This is a genomic window from Roseateles sp. P5_E11, assembly GCF_054049355.1.
In genome coordinates, this window is sequence record NZ_JBFUMO010000076.1 from 1 (window position 1) to 16,292 (window position 16,292).

At 69.8% G+C, this 16,292-nt stretch carries 13 protein-coding genes; 9 read left to right on the top strand and 4 right to left on the bottom strand.

Annotation, left to right across the window (positions count from 1 at the left end):
* Nucleotides 1–182: 182 nt before the first annotated feature.
* A complete protein-coding gene (locus ACXJKR_RS08605; protein ID WP_457322398.1) occupies nt 183–1,073 on the bottom strand; it encodes a LysR family transcriptional regulator in 891 nt (296 codons plus the stop codon).
* A gap of 72 nt (nt 1,074–1,145) precedes the next feature.
* On the opposite strand from ACXJKR_RS08605, the gene ACXJKR_RS08610 reads away from it, so the two are divergent.
* From ACXJKR_RS08610 to ACXJKR_RS08640, 7 genes are all read left to right on the top strand, one after another.
* Complete coding sequence (locus tag ACXJKR_RS08610) at nt 1,146–2,459, top strand: MFS transporter (protein WP_457322400.1); 1,314 nt, start codon at nt 1,146–1,148, stop codon at nt 2,457–2,459.
* 270 nt (nt 2,460–2,729) lie between these two features.
* Nucleotides 2,730–4,613: a phosphomethylpyrimidine synthase ThiC gene (thiC, locus tag ACXJKR_RS08615; protein WP_457322402.1), complete on the top strand. Its 1,884-nt coding sequence runs from the start codon at nt 2,730–2,732 to the stop codon at nt 4,611–4,613.
* Entirely contained in the window at nt 4,610–5,611 is a 1,002-nt protein-coding gene (locus tag ACXJKR_RS08620; RefSeq protein ID WP_457322404.1) for an FAD-dependent oxidoreductase, read from the top strand. The genes thiC and ACXJKR_RS08620 overlap by 4 nt, the downstream gene beginning before the upstream one ends.
* Complete coding sequence (gene thiS / locus ACXJKR_RS08625) at nt 5,604–5,807, top strand: sulfur carrier protein ThiS (protein WP_056196984.1); 204 nt, start codon at nt 5,604–5,606, stop codon at nt 5,805–5,807. Before ACXJKR_RS08620 ends, thiS begins: the two co-directional genes overlap by 8 nt.
* A 2-nt stretch (nt 5,808–5,809) precedes the next feature.
* The gene (locus ACXJKR_RS08630) at nt 5,810–6,598 is read left to right on the top strand and encodes a thiazole synthase (RefSeq protein WP_457322406.1); all 789 of its coding nucleotides are present in this window, start codon (nt 5,810–5,812) and stop codon (nt 6,596–6,598) included.
* Nucleotides 6,595–8,148 (top strand): bifunctional hydroxymethylpyrimidine kinase/phosphomethylpyrimidine kinase, encoded by a 1,554-nt coding sequence (locus ACXJKR_RS08635; RefSeq protein ID WP_457322408.1) that lies wholly within the window; start codon nt 6,595–6,597, stop codon nt 8,146–8,148. The genes ACXJKR_RS08630 and ACXJKR_RS08635 overlap by 4 nt, the downstream gene beginning before the upstream one ends.
* Before the next feature lie 127 nt (nt 8,149–8,275).
* The gene (locus ACXJKR_RS08640) at nt 8,276–8,788 is read left to right on the top strand and encodes a PEP-CTERM sorting domain-containing protein (RefSeq protein WP_457322410.1); all 513 of its coding nucleotides are present in this window, start codon (nt 8,276–8,278) and stop codon (nt 8,786–8,788) included.
* An 11-nt stretch (nt 8,789–8,799) separates the two neighbouring features.
* Here the strand turns inward: ACXJKR_RS08640 and ACXJKR_RS08645 are convergent, their stop codons facing one another.
* Entirely contained in the window at nt 8,800–9,732 is a 933-nt protein-coding gene (locus ACXJKR_RS08645) for a LysR family transcriptional regulator (protein ID WP_457322412.1), read from the bottom strand.
* Nucleotides 9,733–9,837: 105 nt separating this feature from the next.
* Between ACXJKR_RS08645 and ACXJKR_RS08650 the strand changes: the two genes are divergently transcribed.
* Nucleotides 9,838–10,851, top strand: coding sequence for a zinc-binding alcohol dehydrogenase family protein (locus ACXJKR_RS08650; RefSeq protein WP_457322413.1), 1,014 nt, complete (start codon nt 9,838–9,840; stop codon nt 10,849–10,851).
* A gap of 112 nt (nt 10,852–10,963) precedes the next feature.
* A complete protein-coding gene (locus ACXJKR_RS08655; RefSeq protein ID WP_457322415.1) occupies nt 10,964–11,698 on the top strand; it encodes a DUF72 domain-containing protein in 735 nt (244 codons plus the stop codon).
* Nucleotides 11,699–11,705: 7 nt separating this feature from the next.
* Here ACXJKR_RS08655 and ACXJKR_RS08660 read toward each other — a convergent pair whose 3' ends face one another.
* Together ACXJKR_RS08660 and ACXJKR_RS08665 are read right to left on the bottom strand one after the other, a co-directional pair.
* Nucleotides 11,706–13,175 carry a hypothetical protein gene (locus ACXJKR_RS08660; RefSeq protein WP_457322417.1) on the bottom strand — a complete coding sequence of 490 codons (1,470 nt, stop codon included), beginning with the start codon at nt 13,173–13,175 and terminating at the stop codon, nt 11,706–11,708.
* Between the two features lie 53 nt (nt 13,176–13,228).
* Nucleotides 13,229–16,292: PAS domain-containing protein (locus tag ACXJKR_RS08665; protein ID WP_457322419.1), on the bottom strand; the 3,064-nt coding region annotated here is incomplete at its 5' end.

Sequence of the window (16,292 nt, forward strand, 5' to 3'; positions counted from 1 at the left end):
CTGCCTGCACATCGCGCTGGCCGCCCAGGCCGGCGAGCAGCCGCTGTGGACTTTCGATAAAGGCGCTGCCCGGGTGGACGGCGCGCAACTGCTGGCCAAGGGCTGACGCGGCTCAGCCGGGGGCGGGCGCAAAAGCCTGGCGAGCGCAGCGGCTTGTGCACTCGAGGGCGACTTGCCGTAGATCAGGCCGCGCAGACCTCTCGCACACAGCCCCGCAACCACCGATGCGCCGCATCCCCATCCATCCGAGGATGCCAAAGCAGCGAGACGGTGAACGGCTCCAGCGCCAGTGGCAGACCGACAGTCAGCAGGCCATCGCGCAGATGCCCGGTGTGCCGCTCGGGCACCGTGGCAATCAGGTCCGTGCCGCGCGCCAGCGCCAGTGCTTCCGAGAACCCCGCCACCGTGACGACGATGTCGCGGCCAAGGCCCATGGCGGACAAGGCCTCGTCGACGGGGCCCGCCGCCGTGCCGCTCCGGGAGATGGCGACATGCCGGCCCGCCGCGTAGCGCTTCGCCGTCAGCTTGCCGTTCGCCAGCCCATGACCTTGGCGGACGACGGCCACGAAGCGATCGCGAAACAGCGCCTGCGCACGCAGCTCCGGCCCGCTGGACGCAGTGACGATGCCCGTCTCCAGGTCGACGCTGCCATCACGCAGGGGCGTGCTGTCACGGTCGGGCTTGGGGACGAAGCGCAGCCGCACGCTCGGCGCTTCCGAACTCACGCGGGCTAGCAGGGCTGCGCCGAAGTTCTCGACAAACCCTTCGCGCGTTCGCAGCGTGAACTCTCGCTCCAGTTTGTCCAGCCGCAACGCCGCCGCCGGCCTCAACGCGGCCTGCGCCTCCTGCAGCAGCGGTCCGATGCGCTCGCGCAATTCCAGCGCCCTAGGTGACGCCACCAGCCCACGCCCGGCGCGCACGAGCAGCGGGTCGCCGGTGGCCTCGCGCAGCCGCGCCAGCGACCGGCTCATCGCCGACGGGCTCAACCTCAGTCTTCGCGCGGCGCCAGCGACGCTGCCCTCGGCCAGCAGGGCGTCCAGCGTCAGCAGCAGGTTCAGATCAGGGTCTGACATGGCGTCTCGTGCATTGATGAAGTGCAGATGATGCGTCTTCCGCCATGCCCAGCAAATGCCTAAGGTCGGGGCATGAACACCTCGACCGTCGCTCACCCCGCCGCAACGCCTGTCATCGGCGTGCTTGCCGGCCTGGCCCTTTGCACCCTGCTGCCTTCGCTGGCCGTCAGCAGCGCCAATGTCGCGCTGCCCACGCTGGCTAGCGCCTTCGGTGCCGGCTTCGTCGAGGCGCAATGGGTCGTGCTGGCCTATCTGCTGGCGATCACGACCCTCATCGTCATTGCCGGCCGGCTGGGTGACCTGATCGGCCGACGCCGCCTGCTGCTGGCCGGCATCGCGCTGTTCACGGCCGCGTCGGCTCTCTGCGCGCTGGCACCCACGCTGCCGCTGCTGATCGCCGCCCGGGCACTGCAAGGCGTGGGCGCTGCCGCCATGATGGCCTTGACGATGGCCATGGTGGCCGCGGCGCTGCCCAAGGCGCGCACGGGCAGCGCGATGGGGCTGCTGGGCACGATGTCGGCAGTCGGCACGGCTCTCGGTCCGTCGCTGGGAGGCGCGTTGATCGGTGCTTTGGGCTGGCAGGCCGTATTCGCCGTCAACCTCCCGCTGGGCTTGCTGGCCATTGCGCTGGCCTGGCGGTATTTGCCGGCTGACCGAGGGCAGGGTGCTGCCGGCTTCGACCTGCCCGGCACGTGGTGGCTGGCGCTGACGCTGGCGGCCTATGCCCTCGCGATGACGTGGCATCTTGGCCTGCTGGCTGCCGCCGCGGTGGGCCTGCTGCTGTTCCTGCGCACCGAGGCGCGCGCTACCTCGCCTCTCGTGCGGCTGGACCGGCTGCGCGACCCCGCCCTGAGCGCAGCCCTGGCGATGAACGCCCTGGTGTCTGCCGTCATGATGGCCACCCTGGTCGTTGGCCCCTTCCACCTCAGCGGCGCGCTCGGCCTTGGCGCCGCCACGGTGGGCGTGCTGATGTCCGTCGGTCCCCTCCTTTCGGCCGGCAGCGGCATTCCGGCCGGCCGGCTGGTGGATCGCTTCGGCACACGGCGAACGAGCCAACTGGGCCTCGCCGCCATGGCGGTCGGCTGCGCGCTCATCGCGCTGCTGCCCGCGTCGCTTGGCGCCATCGCCTACGTGGGCCCGCTCGCAATCGTCACGCCCGGCTATGCACTCTTCCAGGCCGCCAACAACACAGGGGTCATGGCCGAGGTGCCGGCCGAACAGCGCGGCGTCATCAGCGGCCTGCTGACGCTGTCGCGCAATCTCGGCCTCATCACCGGCGCCTCGGCGATGGGCGCCGTTTTCGCCGCCGGCGGGCTGCGCTTGAGCTTCGTCATCGCGACAGCTTTGGTTGCCGTCGCCCTCGGGCTTGCCAGACGCGCGAATTGACAAGCACAATCGCCCCCGCTCCGGGGTGCCCGGGCCTGGCGAAAGCCGAGCCCAGACGCTGAGATGGTCATCCTGGGCTTGTTAACACGACGACAACGCGGCCCGTTGCCGTCGTGTTAACAAGCCCTGACCAAACCCGTGAACTTGAACCGGCTAATACCGGCGTAAGGAGAGCGCATGCCTCGCGGCGTGCAGGTGTGGCCTTCGGGCCGCACCTCACCCACAGGCGGCCTTGGAGCACCGAACCCACTGCTCCAGGAGACCGCCGCCATGAACGCCCCCGAAAAGAACCTCTCGCTCGATGAGCGCCTGTCGCTGACGCGCGAGCCCTTCCCGGCATCAAGCAAGGTCTACGTGACCGGCAGCCGGCCCGACGTGGCCGTGCCCATGCGCGAAATCGCGCTGACGAATGGCGAGCGAGTCGTCGTGCACGACACCTCCGGCCCCTACACCGACCCCAAGGCGCAGATCGACGTGCGCCGGGGCCTGCCGCCCATCCGCTCCAGCTGGGTCGGTGACCGCGCCGATACCGAGGCCTACACGGGCCGCACGCGCGTGGCGCTTGACGACGGCGGCAAGGAGGACAACGAGCGCATCGCCCAACTGCGCGCCGAGGCCGCCGCGCTGCAGCGCCAGCCGCGTCGCGCCCAGGCCGGCGCCAACGTCAGCCAGATGCACTACGCCCGCCGCGGCATCGTCACGCCGGAGATGGAATTCGTCGCGCTGCGCGAGAACGGCAAGCGCGAGTGGATGCGCGAGTACCTGTCGGACGCCGAGCGCGAGCAGCGCCTGCGCGGCGACTCGATGGGCGCGGCCATCCCCGAGATCATCACGCCCGAGTTCGTGCGCCAGGAGGTGGCCCGCGGCCGCGCCGTCATCCCTGCCAACATCAACCACACCGAGCTCGAGCCGACCATCATCGGCCGCAACTTCCTGGTCAAGGTCAACGCCAACATCGGCAACTCGGCCGTCACGTCCAGCATCGAGGAAGAGGTCGAGAAGCTGGTCTGGTCCATCCGCTGGGGTGCGGACACGGTGATGGACCTCTCCACCGGTCGCAACATCCACACGACACGCGACTGGATCGTCCGCAACTCGCCCGTGCCCATCGGCACCGTGCCCATCTACCAGGCGCTGGAGAAGGTGGGCGGCATCGCCGAAGACCTCTCCTGGGCCATCTTCCGCGACACGCTGATCGAGCAGGCCGAGCAGGGCATCGACTACTTCACCATCCACGCCGGCCTGCGCCTGCCGTTCATCCACCTGACGACCAAGCGCCGCACGGGCATCGTGTCGCGCGGCGGCTCCATCCTGGCCAAGTGGTGCATCACGCATCACCGCGAGAACTTCCTGTACACGCACTTCGAAGAGATCTGCGAAATCATGAAGGCCTACGACGTGACCTTCTCGCTGGGCGACGGCCTGCGCCCCGGCAGCGGCGCCGATGCCAACGACGAGGCGCAGTTCGCCGAGCTGAAGACGCTGGGCGAACTGACCAAGGTGGCCTGGAAGCACGACGTGCAGACCATGATCGAGGGCCCCGGCCACGTGCCCATGCATCTCATCCAGGCCAACATGACGGAGCAGCTCAAGCACTGCGACGAGGCGCCGTTCTACACGCTGGGCCCGCTGACCATCGACATCGCGCCGGGTTACGACCACATCGCCAGCGCCATCGGCGCGGCCATGATCGGCTGGATGGGCACGGCCATGCTCTGCTACGTGACGCCCAAGGAGCACCTGGGCCTGCCCGACCGCGACGACGTGAAGCAGGGGCTGATCGCCTACAAGATCGCGGCCCACGCGGCCGACATCGCCAAGGGTCACCCCGGTGCCCGCGCACGTGACGACGCGATGAGCAAGGCGCGCTTCGAGTTCCGCTGGAACGACCAGTTCGCACTCGGCCTGGACCCCGACACGGCACGCAACTATCACGACGAGACCCTGCCCAAGGACTCGTCCAAGGAGGCGCACTTCTGCTCGATGTGCGGGCCGAAGTTCTGCTCGATGAAGATCACGCAGGACGTGCGCGAGTACGCGGCGGCCAAGGGGCTCGAAGCGGCGGACGTGGTGGCTGACGGCATGGCGCAGAAGTCAGCCGAGTTCCGCAAGGCCGGCGGCGAGCTCTACATCCCCATCAAGCCGCAGGCGTGATTCGCGTTGCAATTGCAGGCGCCGGCGTCATGGGCCGGCTGCTGGCCTGGCAGCTCGCGCGGGCCGGGCATCGCGTGACTGTGGCTGACCCTGCCTCGGGGCCGGCCGAGCCCGGCGCCGCGGCCTTCACCGCGGCCGGCATGCTGAGCCCACTGGCCGAGCAGGAACATGCCGAGCCCGAGATCGCGGCGCTGGGCTGGCGATCGCTCGCGCTGTGGCCCGCAATCGCCGCGGCGCTGGGGCAACCCGGCCTGGTGAAGGCCGAGGGCAGTCTGCTGCTGGCGCATGGCAGCGACCTGGGCGCAGCGCGGCGCGTGCTCGCCCGCCTGGCGGAAGGCCCCGAGCCGCTGGATCGCGTCGCGCTGCAGGCGCTGGAACCTGCGCTTGCGCCCGATCTCAAGGCCTGGCTGCTACCCGGCGAAGGCCAGTTGCTGCCGCGCGAGCTGCTGGCCGCCTTGGCCGAGCAAGCCGCCGATGTCGACTGGCTCTGGGGTCGCCGCGCCGTCGCTGTCCGGCCCCACATGCTGGAACTCGACGATGGCCGTCGCCTGGATGCCGACCTCGTCATTGACACCCGCGGTCTCGGTGCCAGGCCCGACCTGCCGGACCTGCGCGGTGTTCGGGGCGAGATCCTGTGGCTGCACGCGCCGGGCGTCGTGCTCAACCGCCCCGTGCGGCTGCTGCACCCACGCCACCGCGTCTACCTCGTGCCGCGGCCGGGCGACGTCATCGTCGTTGGTGCTTCAGAGGTCGAGAGCGAGGACCGCTCACCCGTGAGCCTGCGCAGCGCCGTGGAGCTGATGGCCGCTGCCCACAGCGTGCTGCCGGCGCTGGCAGAGGCGCGCATCGTGCACATGGAAACCAACCTGCGCCCGGCCTTTGCCGACCATCGGCCGCGCATCGACCACCAGCCCGGCCTGCTGCGCATCAATGGCCTGTTTCGCCATGGCTGGCTGCTGGCGCCGGCGCTGGCCGAGAAAGCGCTTCAGCATGTCTGAGTTCACCTTGAACCGCGAGCCCCGCCCCTGGCGCGAAGGCCTGAGCGTCGCCGCGATGCTGGCCGAGCAGGACAGGGCGCCCGAAGCCGTCGCCACGGCGTTGAACGGCGCCTTCGTGCCCCGTTCGCTGCGTGAGGTGACGCTGATCCAGCCCGGCGACGAACTGACCCTCATTCAACCCATCACCGGAGGCTGAGCATGTCTTGGACCCTTTACGGCTGCCAGCTCACCAGCCGCTTCCTGCTCGGCACCGCCGGCTACCCCTCGCCCGAGATCCTTCGCCGGGCCGTGCTGGCCAGCGGCGCCCAGGTGTTGACCGTCGGCCTCAAGCGCACGCTCGCGGCGGCCGGCGACAACGGCTTTGTCGCCGCCATCCGCGCGACGCTCGCCGAGACCGGCGGCCACCTGCTGCCCAACACCGCCGGGTGCCGCACCGCGCAGGAGGCCGTCACGCTGGCGCACATGGCGCGCGAGCTCTACGACACGCCGTGGATCAAGCTGGAGGTCGTCGGCGACGAGTACACGCTGCAACCCGACCCCTGGGAGCTGGTCACGGCCGCCGAGCAGCTCGTGAAGGACRGTTTCGAGGTCTTCCCCTACTGCACCGACGACCTCGTCACCTGCCGCCGCCTGCTGGACGCCGGCTGCCAGGTGCTGATGCCCTGGGGCGCACCCATCGGGTCGGGCCAAGGCCTGCTCAACCCGTTCGCCCTGCGCACGCTCCGCGAGCGCCTGCCCGGCGTGCCGCTGATCGTGGACGCCGGCATCGGTGCGCCCTCGCACGCGGCCCAGGCGATGGAGCTGGGCTTGGACGGCGTGCTGCTGAACTCGGCGATAGCCCAGGCCGGTGACCCCATCCGCATGGCCGCCGCCTTCGGCCAGGCCATCGAGGCCGGGCGAACCGGCTTCGAGGCCGGCGTCATGAGCAAGCAGGACATGGCCGTCGCGAGCACACCGGTGGGCGGCAGGCCCTTTCTGATTCCATGAGCAAGCCACCCATCATCTGGAGCATTGCCGGGCTGGACAGCGGTGGCGGTGCCGGCCTGTCGGCCGACCAGCGCGCTGCCGATGCGGCGGGCGTGCACCTTTGCCCCGTGGCGGCCGCGTTGACGGCGCAGAACAGCGTCGCCGTCGAGGCCGTCTTCCCCGTACCGCCTGAGCAGCTCGACGCCCAGCTCGCCGCGCTGGCCGATGACCTGCCGCCTGCTGCGATCAAGACGGGCCTGCTCGGCGGTGTCGAGCAACTGCGCGTTGTTGCACGTTGGGTTGACCGGCTGCGCGAGCGCGCTCCCGTCACTCTGGTTGTCGACCCGGTGCTGCGGGCCTCCACCGGCGCCACCTTTGCCGACGAAGCACTGCTGCGCGCTTATCGCGAGGAGCTGCTGCCGCGGACCAGCGTCGTCACGCCCAACCAACGCGAGACGGCGTGCCTGGTGGGCGAGGGCAGCGTGCCTGCGCAGGCGCGCGCGCTGCTGGCCCTGGGTGCACACGCTGTCTGCATCACCGGTGGCGATGCCGGCGGCCCGCTCGCCCTGGATTGGTTGGCGGCCGAGCATGCAACCGGCTGGCTGGCCCTGCCGCGCCGCGCTGCCGGCAACAACCACGGTACTGGCTGCACCTTCGCGACCGCCCTGGCTGCGGCGTCGGCCCGAGGTTTCGTCGCTGCCGATGGGGCCGTCATCGCCAAGATGCTGACGACCTCCGGCCTGCGTGCCGACATGCAGTCGCCTGGCGCTGGCGCGGGGCCGGTGCGGCCTGAGCCGGGTTTCATCAGCGATGCCAGCCTGTTGCCCGCGCTGTTCGACGACGAGGCACCACCCGAGGCCTGGCCGACAGCGTGCCGCGGGGCACCGGCCCTTGAAGGGGTCTACGCCATCACCGACAGTGGCGCCCATGCCGCCTGCCTTTTTGAGGGCGGCCTGCAAGCCGTTCAATTGCGGGTCAAGCGAGCCCCGGGCGAGGCTGACTCCGCCTGGACAGCCCGCTTGCGCGCTGAAATCAAGGCCGCGCGGCACCCGGGTGCCGTCCTCATCGTCAACGACCACTGGCGCGAAGCACTGGCCTCGGGCGTCGACTTCATCCATCTCGGCCAGGAAGATCTGCTGGCGCTTTCCGCTGCCGATCGACGTGACCTCGCCGAGGCGCGGGCTCGTGGCCTGCGCCTGGGCCTGAGCTCGCACAGCCTGTGGGAGCTGGCCCGCGCCGTGGCCTGGTCGCCCGACTACATCGCCTGCGGTCCCGTCTGGCCAACGCTGACCAAGGCCATGCCGTGGCGAGCGCAAGGGCTTCACAACCTGGCCTGGTGGGTGGCCATGGCGCCGGCACCGGTGGTCGGCATTGGCGGCGTGCTGGAGCTGCAGCAACTGGCCGAGATCGCCGCCAGTGGCGCTCGTGCCGGCTGCGTCGTGCGCGGTCTGGCGCCAGGGGCAATTCACTCGCCGCAGACCTGGCAGCAAGCCTGGCGCAGCGGCTGTGAAGGGGTGGCTGTCAAAGCTCCGGCCTGGCCGACGCCCAGCCTGCCCGTCAAGCCCCATTGAGGTGGCCCACCCCCATTTCAGTGTCGGTGGGCTTTACAGCGCCTGTTACAAAAAGGACGCGGTTCATAGGAGAAACCATCATTGGCCTGAAGCTTGCTTAAAACTGTTGAATCGCCTGGAGAACAAGATGAATTTCCGTACCGTCATTGCCGGTGTTGCCCTCGCAGCGTCTGCTTTGGTTGCCCATGCCGCACCCGTCCTGATCATGCAGGGTGTTGGTGGCGTGGATCTGAACAACCTGCTCATCGGCCAAACCTTCCAGGTCGAAGTGATCGTCCAAGGCGGTTCGGCCGGCGAGGTGGATGCCGGTGGTTCCGGCGGCGGTGCGTTCACTGCCGATGGCTCGCCCGCGCTGAACCTGACAAACATCGTCATCGGAACCCTGGGTAATGGTGTGGAGTGGAATCTTGACCCGTCGCTGTTCATCATCGATTACACGGCCGTTGCCGCGGGTYCCGGTTTCATCGCCACCAATTCCCAGTGCCTGAATTCCAACCTTCAGAACTACGGCTGCGGCTTCACCAGCGGCCCGCTGAATTTCACAGTGCGTGACCCGAACCGCCTGCCCGAGCCCGCCAGCCTGGCCCTGACCGGTCTTGCATTGCTCGGCCTGGGCGCCATCCGCCGCCGCGCCCAATGAACGTCGCGGCCTCAGCGCCGCACTTCGCTTCCATCCAGGGCCCCACAGTGGGCCCTGATGCTYTCTGCGAGCCGCCRCAGGGCCGGCGTCAGGCGGTGCCGCCCGACCGCCATCCAGTGAAGCGGCGCGGGCTCGCCGAGCCATTCCGGCAGCAGCGCCACCAGCCGCCCGGCCGCCAGGTCGGCGGCCACGTCGAGGCGGCTCTTGTAGGCGATGCCCAGCCCGGCCACGGCCCATTCGCGCACCAGGCCGCCGTCGTCCACGGTGCGGTCCCCACTGACCTCGACCGCGCAAGCCTCACCATCGGGTGACGTGAAGCGCCAGCGGCCGTGCAGGCTGTCGCCGAGCACCCAGCGCAGGCAGTTGTGGCCACGCAGGTCAGCGGGCGTCGCCGGTTGCCCGTGGCGAGCGACATAGGCCGGGCTGGCGCACAGCACGCGACGGTTGTCCGGCGCCAAGGGCAGGGCGATGAGACTGGAGTCCGGCGGCTCGCCATAGCGCACGGCGTAGTCGACGGGCTCCTGCACAAGATCGGCCACCCGGTCGCTGAGTCGCAACTCCAGTTGCAACGCCGAGCTGCCATCGCTGGCAATGAAATCCTCGATCCAGTGCCAAAGATGCTGGCGCCCGATGTCGCTGGGCAGGCTCACCCGCAGGCGGCCGCTGAGGGGCTGGTCCTCGGCCGTGATGCCCCGCAGCGCGGCTTGGCCACCCTCCCATGCCGCCAACAGCTGCCGTGCATGCGGCAGCCATTGCTCGCCCGCTTCGGTCAGGCGCAGCCGGCGCGTCGAGCGCTCGAACAGCCGCACGCCCAGCTCACGCTCCAGCCTTGCAATGGTGGCGCTGGCCTGCACGGGGCCGAGGTCCAGGCGTCGCGCGGCCGCCGAGAAACTGCCGGCCTCGGCGGCGCAGACAAAGAGCTGCAGCGGTGAAAAGCGATCCATCTTCATTTTTGTGATGAAACTGATTCGCAGATCCTAGTCTTTCTCATTTGAATGCCGCCAGCCACCATGACGGCCATCGTTGATTCGTCTCAGAAAGGACGCCCCATGAAAGCCGTCGGCTATCTGCAATCGCTGCCCATCGATCACCCGGAATCCCTGGTCGATCTCGAACTGCCCGCGCCGGCGCCCGGCCCGCTGGACCTGCTGGTTCGCGTCGCGGCCGTGTCGGTCAACCCCGTCGACACCAAGGTGCGACGCAACCGCGCGCCCACGGCATTCCAGCCCGAGGTCCTCGGCTGGGACGCCGTGGGCACCGTGGAGGCGCTGGGCAAGGACGTCGTTGGCTTTGCCATCGGTGACCGCGTCTACTACGCCGGCGCCATCAATCGCCCCGGCTCCAATGCCGAGTTGCAGGTCGTCGACCACCGCATCGCGGCGCTGGCGCCAAAAAGCCTCACCGATGCCGAGGCCGCCGCCTTGCCGCTGACCGCCATCACGGCCTGGGAGCTGTTGTTCGACCGCCTCGGCGTGCCTGAGGGCGGCGGCGCGGGCCAGAGCCTGCTGGTCACCGGCGCGGCCGGAGGCGTCGGTTCCATCCTCGTGCAGCTCGCCCGTGAGCTGACCCAGTTGCGCGTCATCGGCACAGCCAGCCGGCCCGAAACGCAGGACTGGGTGAAGCAACTCGGCGCCCATATCGTCATCGACCACAGCCAGCCATTGCGGCCGCAACTGGTGGCCGCCGGCGTCGCAGAGGTCGAGTTCATCGCCAGCCTCACCCATACCGAGCAGCACTGGGACGCCCTCATCGATGCCGCCGCGCCCCAGGGCCGTCTGGGCCTCATCGACGACCTCTCGGGCCCCATCGATGTGATGACGCTCAAGCGCAAGGCCCTGTCCCTGCACTGGGAAATGATGTTCACGCGACCGATGTTCGGCACGGCGGACGTCGCGGAGCAGGGCCGCCTGCTGGCGCGCATCGCCGCCCTGGTCGACGCGGGTCGTGTGCGCACCACGGTCAGCGAGCAGCTGCGCCCGATCAATGCGGCGAACCTGCGGCGGGCGCATGAACTCGTCGAATCGGGCCGCATGCGCGGCAAGATCGTCCTCAGCGGCTTCTGAGCCGCGTCGGACAGCGGCGGGCCCGCGCTGCGCCCTTGTCTGACGCCCGACCCCTGCCAGCCTGCCTAGGCTGGGGACATTGCGATCTTGACGCGGAACTGGTCGAAAGCCCATGTCCACTCGTCGCTTGGACGTTTCTGCACCCGTCGTTATCGCCACGGCTGCCTGGTCCATCCCGGCCAAGGTGGCGGCGGCCTTTCCGGCGGAGGGCTCGCAGCTAGAGCGTTATGCCGCCGTCATGAACGGCGTCGAGATCAATTCCTCCTTTTACCGCCCGCATCGGCCGCAGACTTATGAGCGCTGGGCCGCCAGCACACCCGAGCACTTCCGCTTCGCCGTCAAGCTCCCGAAGCAGATCTCGCATGAGGCGCGGCTCGAAGGCGTGCAGGAACTGCTGGTGCGCTTTGCCGGCGAAGCCGGTGCCCTGGGCCAGAAATGGGCCGTGCTGCTCGTGCAGTTGCCGCCATCCCTGCATTTCGACGCCGGCGTGGCCGACCGCTTCTTCAAGCAAGTGCATGCGGTGTTCGGTGGCGGCGTCGTCTGCGAGCCGCGCCATCTGAGCTGGTTCTCACTCGAGGCAGAGAAGTTGCTGCGCGATCACGAGGTGGCGCGTGCTGCGGTCGACCCGGCCAAGTGGCCGGGTTCCCACGAGCCCGGCGGCTGGCCAGGCCTGCACTACTTCCGCTGGCATGGCTCGCCGCGCATCTACTGGTCACCCTATGAAGAGGCCTGGTTGCAGGAGCGCGCCGAGTTGCTGCCGCGAGACGTGCCCTGCTGGTGCGTCTTCGACAACACAGCGTCCGGTGCGGCGCTGCAGGATGCACTGCGGCTTCAGGCCCTGCTGTGAACCCGGCTCACCACTTGCAGCCCTTGCCGCGCGCCGCGTCCACGGCCAGTGGCAGGGCGGCCAGGATGCCGGCGTTCGCGTAGGCCTTGCGACAGTCCTTGTTGGCGGCATCTTCGATGGACTGCTCGAGCTTGGACTTGCGCTCCGGTGGCTGCGGCAGCATGTCGACCAGGCCCGGGCCGCGGCGGGCGGCAATGTCACCGCGCGGCAGTGACAGGTTCAGCGGCGCGCGCGGTGCGCTGGCCGCGGCCGACGGCGGCATGGGCAGGTCGGGGCCCAGGCGTGAGCCGGCATCGGGCGAGCCTGCCGCAGCTTTGGGTGCGGCATAAGGGCTGGCGTTGGGATCGCCTTTCGCCGGGCCGGCCGGGGCGTTGACCTCGCCGGGCACGTTGCCTGACAGCTCGTTCAGCGCCGACGCGCCAGGTGCGGCCGCGGCGGTTCGCGGGGTGGCGGTGCTTTGCAGCGGCGTGACTGCAGCACCGCCATCGGCCGACTCCAGGCGGCGCACCGGTGCCGGCAGGTCCTGGCTGTTCAGCGCCGGCGCCGTGGTCGTGGCGGCTGCCGCTGGTGCGCGCAGTTCGCTGGAGCGCGTCAGCGGCGTGACGGCGCCGCCTTCGGCTGTCGGCGCCTCCAGCCGCTGTACGGCGGAGGGCAGGGCGGTGCTCGGTTCAGGCTGGGCGACGGTGCTGGGCGGCGCGGCACGCAGCTCGGCGGCGCGTGGCGGTGCCCGGCTCACACCCGCCTCGGCTGACGCCTCGAGGCGGCGCACCGGGGCCGGCAGTTCGACACTCGGCGTGGCGGTGGCGGCCGGCGCAGGCGCAGCACGCAGCTCAGCCGGGCGGGGCAAGGCGGGCGCGGGTGCGGCGGGTGCAGCCTCCAGGCGGCGCACCGCCGAGGGCAGATCGGCAGGCAGGGTGGGCAGTTCGGTCGGGCGGCTCGGCGCACGCAGGCTGGTGGCGGAGGGCAATGGCGCCACGGCAGCCTCGGGCCTGGCTTCCAGGCGGCCAACGGCGGCGGGCAGTTCCACCGAGGGCGTTTGCAGCGGCGCGGTGCGCGGCGGTGCACTGAGGTTCTCGCGCTCCACGGGTTTGAAGCCTTCGGGCAGCTCCAGCGTCGCCGCGCTTGGCGGTGCGGGCGAGGGCTCCTCGGTACGGGCGGCTTCGGGTGGCACTTCCTGYGGGTTCGTGCGGCCCAGCCTGGCGGCGCCAGCTTCGGTAACGGCGGGCGTTGGCACACGCTGTCCGCCGGAGTCGGCCGTGCTGCTGTCGTTCGGCGGCGCGCCGGCTTCACTGCCGCTGCGGCCCAGCAGCTTGACGGTCAGGCTGCCCCAGACACCCTGGCCCGGCGCGGCCGTGCCGCTGGCGTTGCCGAAGACGAGCACCAGCCAGACGTGCAGCAGCACCGCCAGCAGCAGGCAGCGCTGCAGCTGCTTGGGGTCGGGCGGCAAACGGCGGGGAAGGGCGACGGCGGCAGTCACTGCGGGCGCATTTTGGCCCGACGCCGCGCCCGGGTTGTTACCAGCTCCGTCGATCAGAAGATGGTTTGCGCGAAGGTGTCACGCCCGGCGGCCTTGGCGCGGTACAGGGCCCGGTCAGCGCGCTCGAGAAGGTCGTCGGCACCGTCGCCCACGCCGCCCCAGCAGGCCATGCCGACGCTGGTCGTCACGAGGATCTCGCCGCCGGCGGGCAGTGGCATCGGCGGGCGGATGGCATCGACGAGCTTGGCCGCCACGTGCGACGCCTCGGCATCGCTCAGCAGGCCTTCCAGGATGACGACGAACTCGTCGCCGGCCAGGCGCGCCGCGGTGTCGGTGCTGCGCACGGCGCCGCGGATGCGCGTGGCAAATTCCTTGAGCACGGCATCACCGGCGGCATGGCCATGGCCGTCGTTGATGCGCTTGAAGTGGTCGATGTCCATGAAGATCAAGGCCAGGGCCTTCTGGCCGCGGCGGGCGCGCGCCAGCGCCAGGGCCAGCCTTTCCTCGAACTCGCGGCGGTTGGGCAGGCGGGTCAGCGGATCGATGCGGGCCAGTTCATGCAACCGGCGCTCGATGTCCTTGGTGGCCGTGATGTCGGTGGACAGGGTGTAGACGCCGGCGACGTTGCCGTCGGCGCGCCGGTCGGGGATGTAGACGGTGTGAAGGTACCGGGTCAGGCCCAGGGCCTGGGACGCGACCTCAAATTCAACGCGTTCGCCGCGCAGCGCCTGCTCCAGGGCCGGCTGGCGCTGGGCATAGAGCTCGGGACCGATCAGCGCTTTCAGGTGGCTGCCGACGGCCAGTTCGGGGGCCACGCCCATCCATTCCTCGAAGGTCTTGTTGACGAAGGTCAGGCGTTGGTTGCGGTCGATATAGGAGATCAGCACCGGCAGGTTGTCGGCGATGGCCTTGAGGTGGGCCTGGGCGTCGCCGAGACGCTGGGCGGCGAGCTTGCGGTCGGTGATGTCGAAGGTCACCGCGAAGACGCCGACGACCTGGCCGTCGGGGTCGAACTCCGGCACATAGGTCTGCTGGTATTGGCGGGCCTGGCCGTCACTGGGGCCGGTCTCGGATTCGAAGACGACGGTCTGGCCCGCCATGGCCTTGGCCAGCCAGGGGCGCACCTGCGCGACGTAGTCCGCGTCACGCACTTCGTCAATGCGCCGGCCGAGCAGTTGCTCGGGATCGAGTTTGAGCAGGGTCTCGAACTGGCGGTTGGCGAACAGATAGCGGCCGTCGGCATCCAGGTGGGAGATCAGGGCCGGCAGGTTGTCCGTGATGGAGCGCAGGCGCCGCTCGCTGCGCTCCTGCTTCAACTGGGCACTGCGCAGGGCCGTGATGTCGAAGGTCATCAGATAGAAGCCGCTGACGGCATCGGTCTGCGCGTCGCGCATCGGCACGAGGTGGATCTGGAAATAGCCAGTGCCATCGCGCCAGGGTAGCGAGCCCTCGAAAGTCTGGCGCTGGCCTTGCAGCACGGCCTTCACATGGGGCTCGTGCAGGGCATAGCTGGCCTCGCCCAGGCCGTCGCGCATGGGCAGGCCGATGGCCTTGTCGCGGTCGACGTTGTGGATCTTGAGCGCCAGGTCATTGGCAAAGATGCAATGCTCCTCGGCATCGAAGACGCCGACGATGGCCGGGATGGCGTTGGTCACGTCGCGCATGCGCTGCTCGCTGGCGGCGAGTTGGCGGGCAGCGGCCTTGCGCTGGCTGACGTCGCGCACGAAGGCATGCGCGGCGTAGCCGTCGCCTGCCGCCATGGCGGCAACGGACAGCTCCACGTCCAGCAGCCGGCCGTCGCGGTGCTGGGCCACGAGCTCGACACGCTGGTTGACGACGCGGCCCTGGCCGGTGTGCCGGAAACGCGCCATGCCGGCCTCGTGGGCGGCGCGTGACTCAGGCGGGATGATGAGTTCGGCAACGCGCTGGCCCCTCGCCTCGGCCTCGGTGTAGCCGAACAGGCGTTCAGCCTGCAGGTTCCAGTCGGTGATGAGGCCTTCGCTGTCCAGGCCGATGAAGGCGTCGCTCGAGTTGTCGAGGATGGCGCGGCAGCGCGCCTGCTCGCCGGCCAACTGCTTCACCAGGGGCCTCACGTGCTGCCTGAGCACCCAGGTGCCTATCAAAGTCAGCACCGTCAGCAGCAGGGCCAGCCAGCCCAGGCGCTGGCGGATGACGGCGAAGACGGCGTCGATGTCGGCCTTGACGACCATGGCTAGGCCGGTGCGCCCGAGCGGCACATAGGCCGCGACGACCGGCACGCCGCGCAGGTCTGGCGTTAGCGTGACGCCCGTCTCGCCGAGCAGGGCGCGGTTGATCGGCAGGTTGACGTTGCCGCTCGCGTCGAACATCGGGATGGTGAAGGCCTTCGGGTAGAGCTTGGACGGCACACAGGACGCGACCTTGTCGATGCGGTTGCAGATCAGCACGTCGGAGGAGGCGTCGGTATCGCGGATGCGCATGACCAGGCGGTCCATCAATGCCAGGCGCTGCTCGCTCTGGAAGCGGCCCACCACCTCGCCCTTGTCCATGACCGGAACGTCGATCGCAAGCAGGAAACCGCTGGTCCAGGCGAGACGACCCGTGGCGGCGTAGTCGGACGCCAGCGCCAGCGACGGCGTGCCGGCCTGGGCCGCGAAGGCGCCTGCCTCGGCCAGCGGCGCGCCGGTGGCGTCGACGAAGCGCGCCGCGGTGACGCCGGCCGTCAGCAGGCTGCGTGTGATGTTGCCCAGGCGCTCGCGCCGGGCGGTGTCGGCCGGGCTGCTGGCCAGCGCCGCGAGTTGCTCGATGACGATGGGGCGGGTGGCGATGGTCTGTGCGAGCCAGACGCCGCCGTCGACGGCGCTGACCAGTGCCTCGGCGGTGAGCACTGCCGTGGAGCGCACATCTTCCTTGCGCGTGTGCTCGAATTCCGATTCCAGCGCTGCGAAGCCGCCCGCACCGGCCGCCACGGCGACCAGGGCCAGCACGGCCAGCGAGCGCCGCGTGATGCGCTGCTCATGCAGGTCGATGCGCTCACGCAGGTCGCTCCAGCTCAGGCGCAATTCCCAGATCGACAGGGCCAGCAGCGCCAGGCCAGCGGCCGTCGGCAGCGTCAGGCGGTTGTATGAACCCCAGTGG